The following is a 13,769-nucleotide window of genomic DNA, read 5'->3' as shown; positions in this document are numbered from 1 at the left end:
TTCCCATAATGAGATAGCACCCCTCAATAAACCGGGAAGTTTATTGAGACAGTCCTGCAGTTCTTAGCTGCAGACCCAGCAAGCAATATTGAGGATATTACATGCTTCGGCGGTATTTCCTTCTCCCTAGTCTCATCGTCTCCTCAGACTCCACTAAAGACTGTTAAATCCCGCAACCTCTACCCCACCTGTAAAAAGTGAGGCTGTATTCGATTAGCTAATTATATTTTGTATTTTAAAATAATTATTAGATCCTGTCAATCTATCATATTTGTTTAGCTCACTATAAAAAGCATCGCATTATTACTATAGTAATAATAGTGTTAATGATCCCGATTCACTATATAGTTCAATAGATGCTTCAGAAAAGTGGTATTTCTTGGAACCTCCTGCAACGCTTCTGTTGCTAGACAGAAATGTTCCCACATTTCCTTTTTAGCACCTTCCAGACCTAGAATTGATACAAATGTTGAGTTATGGTTTTCTACATCTTTACCAACAGGTTTTCCTATCACATCAATATCTCCTTCAACATCAAGCAGATCATCTTTAATTTGAAAGGCAATACCAGCATGGTAAGCAAATTTTTTCAACGTTTCTAATTCCTTTTCTTGCGCCTGTGCAAGAAGCGCAGGCATGATAAGGGAAGCTTCGAATGCGATCCCGGTTTTATAAAACGCTATTAGATTTAATTGCTCCAGTGTTAATGGTTTACCAATTGATGCTAAATCCATCGCCTGTCCCCGGCACATTTCCTCAGTCTTTTGGGCCGAGTAGTGAACCAATTGAAGGACTGTCTTCGAATCAAATTGGTTAAGGGATGCCTGTTCCCTAACCGCACGTTGCGTTAGAAAGAGACCGGTCAATTCCGCTGTGGAGATGTTATAGGCCTGATGCAGGGTCGGATGACCTCTTCTGATGGATGCATTATCCTGTGATGGCAGGTCATCAAAGATTAAGGAGGCAGTATGCATGTATTCCAATGATTTCAAAAGCGGTATGATTGCAGTACTTTTTAATCCATATCCATTAACACCCATGGCCCAGGTCATAATCGGTCTCAAACGCTTTCCATCACCTTCAAGACTGTAGTTGGCGGCTTCAATAATTGGCTCTTTCAATAGAGCAGTCTTCTTATCTTTAGGAATAGATAAGGTATCATTGATTTGAGAACGTACGGTTTTTATTGTTTCTAAAAATTCCTCCTGCTCGTTTCGTTCATTTTTCAGAATGGTGATTATATGATCCCTCAGCAGTTTATCAAAGAAATCGACATCATCTGCTTTTTGCACCATTTTTTGAATAACCCGATTCAATTTTGGAATGTTCGAAGTGAAAAGCACCATAATTTCATTATACTTTTCGGGGCCCATTCGCTCTTTAAAACGTTTCAAACCGTTAATAGCCCTGTCCAATATGACTTCGCGGGTATTGGAATCTGAGTGATAGACATCGTGTATTAAATGAAAAATGACCGTCCAATATAATTCAAAGGGGTTAATCAAGTCAGGACGCTTATCATGATACTTCAGATAATACGTATAGGGAGTAACTGCCCCTTCCTCCATATCATCAAACATATCAGCAAAATCATCAGCAAGCTGGTTATAAATACCGTAAAAAAATGTTTGGTTGTCAAAGTCTTCATCTCGGGGAGCACTAATAACAGACCGAGCAATCAGCCGAGAACAAGCTGATTTTAAAATGACTGGTATGTATAGTTCTTCATTTGTGTAATTTGGCTGGGTTAAATCTTTCATCCGATCTATTTCCTGGGAATGGAAAAATACAAAGGCCTGTTCGAAAAAAAACTCTTTTGTCTCTCTATGAAGATGCGCTTGTATATACTCGAAGGCCTCCCGGAGTTCTGAATGAATAAATTGGATTAGGCCGGCATTCTTTCCGTGCCATTCTCCCAACTCCGGAACAATGCCGGTAACAAGGGTTGTCCGTATTAAATTAGAATATTGCTGGTTCTCATCAGCTGATAAGACGCCGGAATCAAGAAGGTCATCAATGAAGGGATAGGTTAAACCATAGGAATAGCCCAGCCTGATGGCTATATCAAGTTTCCTGCTGCGTTCTTTAAGGGATATCCCTTCATCCATTTCCTCTATTTCATGCATCATGACTCCTGCAATAATTTTGATAAGCTTCCGCTCGGCATGCACGGCATCTATCCCCTCCGGTATACGGGAGGATACAGTCTTTAATTTGTTCATTAGCCAGATAAAGGTGGATTCGATGCCCTCCTTCTGAGCCTTACGATACAAACCGGCCATACTGAACGTATCTGTTTTATCTTCTTTGCTTTTTGTTTTAGAACTGGTAAGGTTCTTTTTCAAATTTCCAACAACACGCTGGACCCTTTTCTGTGTATGTGGTGAATTCAATGCCTTCCCGAGGTCCCTCATGAAAATATATGAGATGCTTCGTTCGAGATAACGATCTAGCTTGCCTGTGTAATCTAGCCATTGAATATAATTGTGGTATCCCTGAGGCTTCTTATTTCCCTTCTCCGGTGATAGAAAGGATAATATGGAATGATGACGAATATGGTTCTGCTTCCAAGCTTGTATATCTTTTGTCAAAACTGGAACATAGCTCTGCTGCATAACCTGATCAGAGAGTGTATTAAAATAATGAGCAGCCTTCTGCTCAGCCAATCGATAGCACGCATCTGCATTTATTAGTAGCTCCTCATTCATATAACACATTCCTTCTATATAAATATCTTCTTTATTATTTGTATGATGATTCTGCTAAAACAAACACTATATCTATTAAAAAGTTGCCAAACATATCTTCCGTAATCCAAACATAACATCTTTATGAATAGAATGCTAAAAATTCAGTTGAATATATTGCTAATTTTTTCAATTATTTTTCCTGCTCTATTAAATAAAAAAAGGACTGCAATTAGTCCTTTTTCAATTGAATTAGTAGCGGAAGAACCGCCTCTGCTTTATTCATACCGTAATGCCTCGATTGGGCTGAGTTTTGCTGCTTTGTTGGCTGGAAGGATGCCAAAGATGATGCCAATAAAGGCTGAAAATCCTACACCGATGATGATAACGAGCGGGCTTACCGTCGCTGCAATCGGTGAGAATTTCGTCACAGCCATGGATGCAACCATGGCAAGACCAATACCGATCAGTCCCCCTATTAAAGTCAACGTCATCGATTCTATTAAAAACTGCAATAGGATCCGGCCTCTTGTAGCACCGATTGCTTTTCTGATTCCGATTTCCCTCGTTCTTTCTGTTACGGAAACCAGCATAATATTCATAACCCCGATTCCTCCGACTAAAAGGGAAATTCCTGCGATACTCCCAATAAACAGGGTCATCAATGTAATAACGGTGTCTACCTCTTGTTCATATTGTGAAAAATCATTGATTGCATACATTCCGTCCTCCAGCTTTTTTTTCTGGGTTAACGTATCCGCAGCAAACTGACCTGTTTCAGAGATTTTCTCCGGGTCGCTTGCCACAATGGCTAATCTCTCAATCTCTCGATTCCCAAACATCATGGTAATAACCTTTCTCGGCATAAGCATCTCACCGTTTTCACTTACGCGGTACTGCTCCGGTATGGGAGATTCATACACACCGACTAATTTATATGGATTACCATTTAAGTCAATAATCTCACCAATAATGTCTTCTTTCCCCTTGAAAAATTTATCTCTTGCCACCGTATCGATCATAACCACACGGTTCATTCCGTCATTATCGCGCGTATTGATGGTTCTTCCTTCAACCACTTGAATTTTTCTTGCAGAAAAAAACTCGGGGCCGACCCCTGTAATTTCCATATCACCTTTCTGATCATCATACACCATCGGACCCCAGCCCTGATTTGTAGCGATCACGGCTTCTACACCTGGTACTCCTGATAGCAGTTCAATATCCTCAGAGGTTATTTCCGGCTCCGTCCAGAGCATCTCGGATTCATCTTCTCCCTCGGCAGGCATGGGTTGATAGAAAATATCCACTGCATTTTTGTCTGTACTGAACAGCTCTTCTGTCATTTTCGTCTTTGCCCCTTGGCCAATGGCGACAATAATAATAACAGCGGCTACACCAATAATAACGCCCAGCATGGTTAATATGGAACGAACCTTATGCTTCCAAATTGAGTAAAGCGCTAATTTAAAACTTTCTACTAAACTCATGACGTTCTCCTCTGATCATCCGTAATCACGCCATCTTTTATTGTGATCACCCTATTTGTATAGGCAGCAATTTCCTCCTCATGTGTAACGATAATAACCGTTTTACCTTCTTTATTGAGTTGGACAAATAAATCCATAATCTGCTTACTAGTCTTTGAATCAAGTGCACCAGTCGGTTCGTCCGCCAAAATAATAGCTGGGTTGTTCACAAGTGCCCTGGCAATTGCAACCCGCTGCTTTTGTCCACCGGATAATTCATTAGGCAAATGAGTCATTCTGTCTTCTAATCCAACCTTGTTAAGCATAAGTTTTGCTCTTTCGATTCTTTCGCGCTTTGGTACACCAGCATAGATAAGAGGTGATTCGACGTTTTTAAGTACCGAAAGTCTTGGAAGCAAAAAGAATTGTTGAAAAACAAATCCAATATGTTCATTTCTTAATTTTGTCAGCTTGTTTTCCTTTTCTGTCCCGATATTTTCTTCATTCAATTCATAAGTACCTGAAGTTGGGTAATCTAAAAAACCAATAATATTCATTAAGGTTGATTTCCCAGATCCTGATGGTCCCATGATGGCTACAAATTCCCCATCTTCTATCGTAAGATTAATCCCATGCAAGACCGGGACTTCAAGAGCTCCCTTTCCATAAATCTTCTTAATCTCACTAAATTTCATCAAAGGAGGTCACTTCCATTCCATCGTACATTCCTTCAGATGGAGCAATAACAACAAGCTCATCCTTATTAATACCTTCTAGAACTTGGATCCATTCATCATTCATGGAACCCGTCTTCACTTCACGTCTCTCAATCTTTCCATCTATTAATACATATGCGACAGCCATTCCATCCTCATCTAAAATGGCACTATGCGGAATAACCGGCTTTTTTTCCGTTCCAACAATTTTGACTTCCAACGAAACATGAAAACCTTGGCGGAGCTCCGATGTATCATCTGTAATGGCAACCTTGAATGGATACATTGTTACATTTCCTCCACTTGGTGCACCCATCATTTCCCCGCCAGCTCCGTCTTCATTTGGAAACTGAGAAACAGATTCAACAACACCATTCCATTCCCGATCCTTATAAACCTTTGGTCGAATCACGACAGCTTGTCCCGGTTGAATCTTCACTGAATCGAATTCACTCATCGTACCAATTACTTTATAAGGACTATTTGAAATAATATGTATAACAGGCTCTGAGGCACCAGTCTCAGATTTGGCTATGTTTTGATTTACTTTCACAACAATCCCGTCTATTTTACTGACAACCGTCATTTCCTTTTTACGATTAGTGGCTTCATTAATTCTCTCTTGCGCAGAAGCTGCCTCTGATTTTGTGTTTTCATATTGAAGCTCTAATTGCACCTTTTCTTGTGTCAACTGATTGACATCAACTATTTCTGCTTCAGATTCACTAGAAGGATTCTTTTTTGCTGCCGCAATTTGTTTATTCAATTCTGCTATTTGGGCTTCTTCCGCTTTTGCTCTCAGTTTAATTAAATCCCTTTCCCGAACCGCTCCATTATATTCAACGTTTAGTTTTGAAGAATCATATAAAAATAAAGGATCACCCGCTTTAACAGTTTGATTCTCTGCTACTTTATATTCAATGATATCTCCTTTGTCAGGCTCCATATATACCTTTTGTTCACCTTCAGGGACAATTTCACCAGTAACGAGAATTGTCTCGGTTAACTCTTTCTCTTCTGCCTTCTGAACCGTTACAGGCATTTCTTGAGGATCCGTACTGGCCATATTTACATTTCTATCCTTCATTAAAAATATGACCAACATGGCAATTGCCGCTAATCCAACCATTGTTACAATCGGTATCCAAACCTTTTTTCTTTTCATTTTAATGCCCCCTTAACCATTTGAAATTACTGAAAATCATATACCATCATCTATCTCAAAGATTTTCTAAGGAAGGTAGATAAATAAACAGAAATTTCAATATTCTACTCTCTGCCCATTATATCGATAAATCTATGAAAAATCGCCATATATTTACAATAATTCATGAAAATTTATAATAATTTGTCATATTACGCTTAAAAGACAAATATTTTTGGATAGACTGACCATCCCATTTGGATGATTCATTCATAAATTATTCTTTTAAACACAAACTGTTTAATATAAAGTATTTATATACCTTTCTACTTAGATTGGACGCATACATGTATATAGGGAGCAGCTTTTTATGTTCAATTCATCATGGTTAAAAAATATCGGACTAGTCCTCTTTGGCAATACGCTTTATGCTCTGGCTGTTACAGCCTTTATTCTTCCAAATGGCTTGATTACTGGCGGGACGACTGGACTAGCACTAGTTTTCTATCATCAGTTTGGAATTCCTGTTTCAATTTTTGTATCCGTTTTCAATATTGCTATGTTTATTCTTGGAGCCTTTATGCTTGGCAAGTCATTTGCACTTACCACTTTAATCAGCACCTTCTACTTTCCCTTCATTCTTGGGATTTTTGAAAATGTCACGATGCTGCGAGATATTACGGATGACAAGCTGCTTGCTGCTATTTACACCGGTATCATCATCGGGGGTAGCATCGGTATCGTGATCAAAGCAGGAGCATCAACGGGGGGCATGGATATTCCACCGCTTGTGTTAAATAAAAAGTTTGGAATTTCGATTTCTATGTCCTTATATGCATTCGATTTCTTGATTTTGCTGTCCCAAATGCTATTTGCCAATAAAGAACAGGTTCTTTATGGTATCTTACTCATTATGATTTATACCGTTATATTAGATAAGGTTCTGATGTTCGGAAAATCCAAAACTCAGGTGAAAATCATCAGCCATAAATATGAGGAAATCAATCAAATGATTCTCAAGCACTTGGATAGAGGGTCTACATTAATGCATGCAGAAACAGGCTATCTTCATGATAAGCGATTGGTGGTTCTTACCATTGTTTCAAACCGTGAACTACCAAAGCTGAATAATCTTGTTCTTTCTATTGATCCACAGGCTTTCATGGTTATTAACCAGGTAAACGAAGTAAAAGGTCGTGGATTTACGATAGATAAGTCGTATGAAAAGTAAAGGGAAAGTCTAATTTAAAACGACAATAGGAGCAGTCATTTAGACTGCTCCTTACTTCATATTAAGTTTTATATCTATTGAGTTACACTAACCTTAGTTTCACTATTCTTCGATCTGGACCAGACAGCCCATCCGAGTACAATGTAGAATAGACCCCAGACTACGGCAAATAAATAATCAGTATAAGGAATAAACGTCATAAGAACCAACAGTATCATTAAGGCCCCGCCCCATCTTGGCAGCATCTTGGCCCGAATTGTAGCAATTCCAAATAGAATATAACCCAGGTTCATCGTAATCATCATAATAATCCGGATTGGTACAATGGGACCCGGCAGATCCTGCTCTAATATTTGTGGATCCTGTAAAGCAGTGTTAACAAATAGAGCAATCATTACCATAGTGCAGACGAGAATATTTCCTAATGTAGTCATAAGAAAACCAATAAATCCCAGTACACCCGCTTTTTCCGCTTGAAATAGATAAATTCCAGCAGTACCAATGATAATAAAAACAGATCCTGTTATCCCACCAATGATAAGAGCCGTTGTATTATCTGTCCCCCACATTAATTCTAACGGTGTCATCAATAGCCTGCATATGCCCCCAATTACAGCCAACATTCCAAGCCAACGAATAGTATTAGATAACGTCATCCCTTCACCCCCTAAAAGTATCCTTATCATTGTATTCTGCAAATAATTTAATATTCAGAAAGATGTTCACTGGTGAAAGGTTCGCTGAAATATGTGTTACGCTCTTGTAGAAGCGTTTGTTTATTTTAAAATATACTCTTCACAATGAATAAATATCCAATATTTTAATATAATAATTTGTTTCACAATTTACAATCTTCGTGTTAAACTAATTGTTACATAGAAGATTCCACCACACAGATACAACTGTATTTTCTTGGTAGAATTTAGTATAACCGGAGGGGAAACAATGAAAAATTTACTGCTTAAGTGGAATCAGGTGAGCCTGGTTAAACGAATCCTTGTTGGATTGGTGATTGGTATTATTTTTGCCTTGGCCATTCCGAACGCCACAGCATGGGTGTCCATTCTTGGATCTTTATTCGTTGGTGCTTTAAAGGCTGTTGCACCCATTCTAGTCTTATTCATCGTCATGAATGCCATCTCCCGGCATAAAAGCGGTACACAAACAAATATGAAATCTATTATTGTCCTATATGCTATCGGTACAACATTAGCAGGACTTGTTGCAGTGGTTGCAAGCTTTATTTTCCCAATAAGCTTAACACTGACAACTGGGGCTGAAGACGTAACACCTCCTGGGGGAATTTTAGAGGTATTACAGACATTATTATTTAACGTTGTTGCCAACCCAGTAGATGCTCTCATTAATGCAAACTATATTGGTATATTAGCTTGGGCCATTCTTCTTGGACTTGCACTAAGAAATGCTGCTGAATCAACAAAGGATATGCTTGCAAATTTCTCAGACGCCATTTCTACAATAGTCAAATGGGTTATTAATTTAGCTCCATTAGGAATTATGGGTCTCGTTTATGATGCCATTTCAACAAATGGGCTTTCAGCCTTATCTGACTATGGACAACTTCTTTTAGTACTACTCGGAACGATGTTCTTTGTTGCACTTATTGTAAATCCTATTATTGTATACTTCTATACTAGAAAAAATCCATATCCATTAGTTTTAAAGTGTGTTAAAGAAAGCGGGATTACCGCGTTCTTTACTCGCAGCTCAGCCGCTAACATTCCGATAAATATGCGTTTATGTAAAGAACTTGGTTTGGAAGAAGATACGTACTCAGTTTCCATTCCATTAGGTGCTACAGTAAATATGGGGGGAGCAGCAATTACAATTGCTGTTTTAACACTTGCTGCAGTACACACATTAGGAATTGAAGTTGATTTTGCAACAGCTGTTATTCTCGTTATTTTATCTGCTATTTCAGCTGCTGGTGCTTCAGGTGTTGCCGGCGGATCATTATTACTTATTCCACTGGCTTGTAGCTTATTCGGAATCTCAAACGATATTGCGATGCAGGTCGTTGGTGTTGGTTTTATCATTGGTGTGTTACAGGACTCTTGTGAAACAGCATTGAACTCGTCCTCTGACGTATTATTTACAGCAACAGCTGAATATGCGAAAAAGCGTAAAGAAGGTAAGGAATTTACGATTAATACTAAGAAGGCTATCTAATTTGATTACAGCGTTCAAAATACTAAAACCCATTTGCAAACATCTTTTGCAAATGGGTTTTTTTTATTTTTAATTCAGTCTAACCATGAAGGATAATCCACTTATCAAGCAACCAACTAACACCATGCCAAATGCCCCTAATTTGTTCTTATCTTTGATTAAGTAATAGGCGTACCAAAAACTATAGCATGAGCCGAACAATACAACGGCCCAAAATATGATGTTCATTTTTAATCAATCACCTTTTCTATGTCAGATTCACGAAACTGTTTACCAAATCCGGTAATTTCTAAATCCATTGTTACATGAATATCGGCATAGGGATATCTTTTATTATTCCAGTCCCATGTTTCATATTCCTTGACAGTACTAAATAAAGGACGAACATACAAGGACCAATAAAACGGTTCTGTCTTAAACTCCTTTTGCGTTTTTTTAATCAATTTTTCTGCGTTTTCTTTCAATTTTTCTTCCAATGCTAGTTTTAATTTCTTTTGATTTTCTATATCTTCCGCATAATTAACCATACTAGGAACCGATAAGATTTTCATATCAAGCGGATAGGTTACATTTATTTCGGGCGGGCCATTTCGCAGCTTGACTTCAACTTTATTTTTTCTCGTTTTCTTTATTCTAACGGCTATTTTATACTCTTTGTCCAAAGGATCTTGAAAGCTGGAGAACAAATCTCTTATGTTTGAAGTATTATCGAGTAATCTGGTGATTCGCGTTTCTTCACCTGACAATTTGCCGATCATTTTACCTTCCTTAAACACAGCCGAACCGATTAGCTGAACAGGGTTTCCTCCTTTTTTTGGTACCTGCCCGGCTATGTATTGATCTTCATCTTGAAATCCATCCTTATGTTTATTGTAGGAACCGTACATGGCCAGAAAAAGGTCGGCATCGCCGTCCGTAATCGCAAAAAATCGATTAATCGTTGATTCTGGAACTAATCCCGTTTCTGTCGCCCGGTCAATCAAAAATTGATAATAACGATGAGGTCTTATCATCATCTCAGGCTTATTTTTTTCAATGAATTTCGAAGCCATTCCTTCCGTGACAATAATACTCGTTTCCCTTCGTATTTCCCTATCTTTAAAGGCCGTAGTCAAGAGTCGATAAAAGATCTCTGTTTTAGCCAGTTCTTCAGAAACGATTAATACTTTATTATGGGTAAAGGAGATTTCTCTTGTTACAAATGAATTAGCCATGTTTCGGGCGGATACTAAGTCAGGTGCGGTCAAGGATACAACATCCTTCATCTCTTCTCCTCCTGAAGGAGATACCCCTTTAACATTTAATTTTGGATTGGAAAATTGAAACGTGACATCAATGGCTTGCTCCTTTTCTATATCAAGCCCGCTTGGAAGATCAAGCCCAATGGCCACTACATAGGAACGCTCCTCTACCTCCTTTTTATCCCAACAGCCTGTAAGGAGGAGAATCAACGAGATTAGGAATAGAAATGAACCTACCTTCCTCTTCATCCTGCCCTTGCCTCCTTTACCTTTGCTGCGGCCCAAAGCAATGGAGGGAAACATAATATAAAGTATTTAACGTAGGCGGTTGTAGTCGTTCTAACAAGAAAAATATTCGTCTCATTGTTTTCCGGTATCAATCCGATAACGAAGACTAAAAGGGTTATTGGGATGATTGTATGTTCAAATTCTTCAATTCGAAACAGAAAACCGAATATTCTACTTATTAAATAGATATAAACGGTAAACTTGACAAAAACCCCAACAAGCCAAATCGTTATAAAAAAAGTCTCTATATTGGTAATACTTCTTCCTATCGTAACAAATCGGATAGCCTCATTATAAGGAAAGGTAATCTTTCCTATACTCCGGTAGTCAAATATCCATAAATACGATAGATACAACAACACCATCAAAAAAACGGTAAAAACCAAAGAACTATATAATCCCCTTGTATAGGTTTGATGACCTTTCACAAATGGATACATCACAGCGAGAGTAAATGGTTCAGAAAATAATGGGATAAAGTTAAAACTTCCTTTTGCAATTTCCCATAAACCAGTACCGAACAGGGGAAATATTCTATTAAACACAGCCTCTTTAAATAGTAGAAAAAACAAGAAGCTTAAAGCGATTATTAGATAAGGAAAGGTCGTCCATGCAATAGTCCCCACTGTCTCCCATCCCTTTTTCGCTCCCCACATACAAAGTGCTAAAAAGCAAAGATACAAAATAAATAAGGGTGTATTCGGAAAGTTAATCGTAATCAATTGAGTTATGTAACTCCTGGAGTCTGTTGCGGTATTTATTAAGATTAAACAAAGCATGATAAAAGCAACGACAAAAGCGATTGGTTTTCCGAGTGTAAGCTGTGTTACTTCCAAAATCGTTTTGCATTGATACTTTTTTAAAACACTATTTACTAGGAGCAAGGAAGGAATAATTAGTATAAAGGAGCCTATAGCAATCATCCAAGCTGCATTCAAACCGCTTTTAAACAGTAAAACCGTACTCATATCCGTACTCTTCAACCCAACTGTAATTGCGATTATTGAAAAAAACTCCATAAATCCCACTTGGTCTTTTTCAGATTTACCCAAAATTATCACCTAACTTCCTTATTCAGAAACAGTATCTTTCGTTAGATCTTTTGTTTTTGTAAATCCTGGTCTTAGTCGTTCATTTGTTAATAGCTTTCGGAATACTGTATCTCCTGATGACTTATATTTTGGCGACAGTGGTGCCAGATATGGTACGCCAAAACTTTTTAATGATGTTAAATAAATTAAACCAGCCATAAAACAGAGCACCATTCCAAATATCCCCATTAGCCCTGCTGCTATAAGAAAGGCAAACCGTGTAATTCTTATTGTGTAGTTTAAATTTACATCTCCAATCGCATAAGAGGATAATCCTGATAAGGCCACAACAATTACTACAATAGGACTAACCACATTTGCTTCAACTCCGGCCTGACCTAAAATTAACGCTCCGACAATCCCAATTGTCGGACCAATCGGAACAGGGACTCGAACCCCTGCTTCCCGTATCAGTTCAAAGGACAGCTCTAACAGCAGCAATTCTAATATGGCGGGAAACGGCACCATTTCTCGTGCACCCGCAATCGCTAATAGTAAATCGGTCGGAAGCATTTCCATATGATAATTTGTAATAGCAATATAGGCTGACGGAGTGAATAAAGTAATAAACATGGCCAATATACGAAGCAATCTAGTAAAGTTCCCATTAATAAACCGTAGATAATGATCATCTCCTGAATGGTAAAAGGACCAAAACGTTGATGGTGCGACTAATGCAAACGGAGAGTTATTCATGACGACGATAACATACCCATCCTCAATAAAAGAAGCCGCACGATCCGGCCTCTCCGTTTGTAACACAGTTGGAACTAAACTTCTTTTCCTGTCTTCGATATGCTGAACTAATAAGCTAATATTCTGAACTGCATCTTTTGATATTGCCCCAATCCTACTTTTTACTTCATTCAAAACCCTTTCGCTTGCTAATTCTTTGTTATAGATAATAAAAACTTCATTATTAGAGCGGCCTCCAATGGTCATCTTTTCTACCGTAAAGTCTTCACTGCGAATCTTTTTTCGAATAAGAGAGATGTTGACATCTGCCTTTTCAATAAAGGATTCCTTTGGACCAAATAATGTCGTTTCGTTTTGAGGTTTTTCTACACTTCTGCCGGCTGCGAGTGCCGTTTTAATAATATAAGCATGTCGTTGTCCCTCAACCAATAAAAGAGAGTCTCCTGTATTCAACTCATGAACCGCTTTGTCTATTTCAGCCTCTGCTCTAATCGCACTTGCACCTATGGCTGATGTCACATCTGTTATTTCCCTATCATTCATAATCAACGGTTTTATGATTGCATCATCAATCAGCTTCGCATCAGTCAATGATGGAATATAAAACAAGACAGCCCTTCGCTCCATCTTATTGATAGTAAATTCTCTAAGCATGAAATCAACATTGGAAGGGAATGAATAGAGCTGTTTAAAATGATTTATATCCTGTACTAGATTCCCAGAAAATAGCTTTAGACTTTGATCACTAGTATTTCCTGTAGATTCCTGGCTCATTTCTGATACAAAAGCTTTTCTTTTTTTGAAAAATGAATTATTCATATTGGTATAACTCCTGAAGAAGAAATAGTGTAGAAATAAAAGACTTTGTACTAAGAAAATATTGCCACTGTGGATATTATTTGTAAAAAGTGATTTATTATGACAATAAATCACTAACATATCTAATCAAATGGAATTAGACACCTTGAACCTGAGCTACTAGGTGAACAATTGAATATTAAAATTAATGTACTTGT

Annotated in this window: 11 protein-coding genes and 1 riboswitch; of the genes, 2 read left to right on the top strand and 9 right to left on the bottom strand. The window is 38.0% G+C overall.

Going from position 1 to position 13,769, the window contains the following annotated elements:
- Nucleotides 1–6: 6 nt before the first annotated feature.
- Nucleotides 7–190, bottom strand: a riboswitch (Lysine riboswitch).
- A gap of 133 nt (nucleotides 191–323) precedes the next feature.
- The 4 genes from ACHUFV_RS16555 to ACHUFV_RS16540 form a co-directional block, all read right to left on the bottom strand.
- On the bottom strand, nucleotides 324–2,708 hold the full coding sequence (locus tag ACHUFV_RS16555; RefSeq protein ID WP_394236037.1) for a polyprenyl synthetase family protein: 2,385 nt from the start codon (nucleotides 2,706–2,708) through the stop codon (nucleotides 324–326).
- A 257-nt stretch (nucleotides 2,709–2,965) separates the two neighbouring features.
- Complete coding sequence (locus ACHUFV_RS16550) at nucleotides 2,966–4,177, bottom strand: ABC transporter permease (protein ID WP_394236035.1); 1,212 nt, start codon at nucleotides 4,175–4,177, stop codon at nucleotides 2,966–2,968.
- On the bottom strand, nucleotides 4,174–4,854 hold the full coding sequence (locus tag ACHUFV_RS16545; protein ID WP_394236033.1) for an ABC transporter ATP-binding protein: 681 nt from the start codon (nucleotides 4,852–4,854) through the stop codon (nucleotides 4,174–4,176). The genes ACHUFV_RS16550 and ACHUFV_RS16545 overlap by 4 nt, the downstream gene beginning before the upstream one ends.
- On the bottom strand, nucleotides 4,841–6,037 hold the full coding sequence (locus tag ACHUFV_RS16540; protein ID WP_394236031.1) for an efflux RND transporter periplasmic adaptor subunit: 1,197 nt from the start codon (nucleotides 6,035–6,037) through the stop codon (nucleotides 4,841–4,843). Before ACHUFV_RS16540 ends, ACHUFV_RS16545 begins: the two co-directional genes overlap by 14 nt.
- Before the next feature lie 349 nt (nucleotides 6,038–6,386).
- On the opposite strand from ACHUFV_RS16540, the gene ACHUFV_RS16535 reads away from it, so the two are divergent.
- The gene (locus tag ACHUFV_RS16535) at nucleotides 6,387–7,247 is read left to right on the top strand and encodes a YitT family protein (protein ID WP_394236029.1); all 861 of its coding nucleotides are present in this window, start codon (nucleotides 6,387–6,389) and stop codon (nucleotides 7,245–7,247) included.
- A 74-nt stretch (nucleotides 7,248–7,321) separates the two neighbouring features.
- Here ACHUFV_RS16535 and ACHUFV_RS16530 read toward each other — a convergent pair whose 3' ends face one another.
- Nucleotides 7,322–7,903: a hypothetical protein gene (locus ACHUFV_RS16530; RefSeq protein WP_394236027.1), complete on the bottom strand. Its 582-nt coding sequence runs from the start codon at nucleotides 7,901–7,903 to the stop codon at nucleotides 7,322–7,324.
- 289 nt (nucleotides 7,904–8,192) lie between these two features.
- Between ACHUFV_RS16530 and sstT the strand changes: the two genes are divergently transcribed.
- Entirely contained in the window at nucleotides 8,193–9,437 is a 1,245-nt protein-coding gene (gene sstT / locus ACHUFV_RS16525) for a serine/threonine transporter SstT (RefSeq protein ID WP_394236025.1), read from the top strand.
- Between the two features lie 69 nt (nucleotides 9,438–9,506).
- Here the strand turns inward: sstT and ACHUFV_RS16520 are convergent, their stop codons facing one another.
- From ACHUFV_RS16520 to ACHUFV_RS16505, 4 genes are read right to left on the bottom strand one after another with little or no spacing between them, the layout of a single operon-like run.
- Nucleotides 9,507–9,665, bottom strand: a complete 159-nt coding sequence (locus ACHUFV_RS16520; protein WP_394236024.1) for a hypothetical protein — start codon at nucleotides 9,663–9,665, stop codon at nucleotides 9,507–9,509.
- 2 nt (nucleotides 9,666–9,667) lie between these two features.
- The gene (locus ACHUFV_RS16515; protein ID WP_394236022.1) at nucleotides 9,668–10,927 is read right to left on the bottom strand and encodes a Ger(x)C family spore germination protein; all 1,260 of its coding nucleotides are present in this window, start codon (nucleotides 10,925–10,927) and stop codon (nucleotides 9,668–9,670) included.
- Nucleotides 10,924–12,018, bottom strand: a complete 1,095-nt coding sequence (locus ACHUFV_RS16510) for a GerAB/ArcD/ProY family transporter (RefSeq protein ID WP_394236021.1) — start codon at nucleotides 12,016–12,018, stop codon at nucleotides 10,924–10,926. Before ACHUFV_RS16510 ends, ACHUFV_RS16515 begins: the two co-directional genes overlap by 4 nt.
- A gap of 18 nt (nucleotides 12,019–12,036) precedes the next feature.
- On the bottom strand, nucleotides 12,037–13,572 hold the full coding sequence (locus tag ACHUFV_RS16505) for a spore germination protein (RefSeq protein ID WP_394236019.1): 1,536 nt from the start codon (nucleotides 13,570–13,572) through the stop codon (nucleotides 12,037–12,039).
- Nucleotides 13,573–13,769 lie beyond the last annotated feature (197 nt).

This window comes from Niallia oryzisoli (genome assembly GCF_043641075.1).
Lineage (GTDB): Bacteria > Bacillota > Bacilli > Bacillales > Cytobacillaceae > Bacillus_BD > Bacillus_BD oryzisoli_A.
The sequence above is the reverse complement of the archived record's forward strand: the minus strand, read 5'-3'. Positions and strand labels throughout refer to the sequence as shown.

What these genes read in the sequence shown, in the direction of transcription:
- ACHUFV_RS16555 (WP_394236037.1), bottom strand. Translation starts at nt 2,708, where the DNA reads ATGAATGAGGAGCTACTAATAAATGCAGATGCGTGCTATCGATTGGCT.
- ACHUFV_RS16550 (WP_394236035.1), bottom strand. Translation starts at nt 4,177, where the DNA reads ATGAGTTTAGTAGAAAGTTTTAAATTAGCGCTTTACTCAATTTGGAAG.
- ACHUFV_RS16540 (WP_394236031.1), bottom strand. Translation starts at nt 6,037, where the DNA reads ATGAAAAGAAAAAAGGTTTGGATACCGATTGTAACAATGGTTGGATTA.
- ACHUFV_RS16535 (WP_394236029.1), top strand. Translation starts at nt 6,387, where the DNA reads ATGTTCAATTCATCATGGTTAAAAAATATCGGACTAGTCCTCTTTGGC.
- ACHUFV_RS16530 (WP_394236027.1), bottom strand. Translation starts at nt 7,903, where the DNA reads ATGACGTTATCTAATACTATTCGTTGGCTTGGAATGTTGGCTGTAATT.
- sstT (WP_394236025.1), top strand. Translation starts at nt 8,193, where the DNA reads ATGAAAAATTTACTGCTTAAGTGGAATCAGGTGAGCCTGGTTAAACGA.
- ACHUFV_RS16520 (WP_394236024.1), bottom strand. Translation starts at nt 9,665, where the DNA reads ATGAACATCATATTTTGGGCCGTTGTATTGTTCGGCTCATGCTATAGT.
- ACHUFV_RS16515 (WP_394236022.1), bottom strand. Translation starts at nt 10,927, where the DNA reads ATGAAGAGGAAGGTAGGTTCATTTCTATTCCTAATCTCGTTGATTCTC.
- ACHUFV_RS16505 (WP_394236019.1), bottom strand. Translation starts at nt 13,572, where the DNA reads ATGAATAATTCATTTTTCAAAAAAAGAAAAGCTTTTGTATCAGAAATG.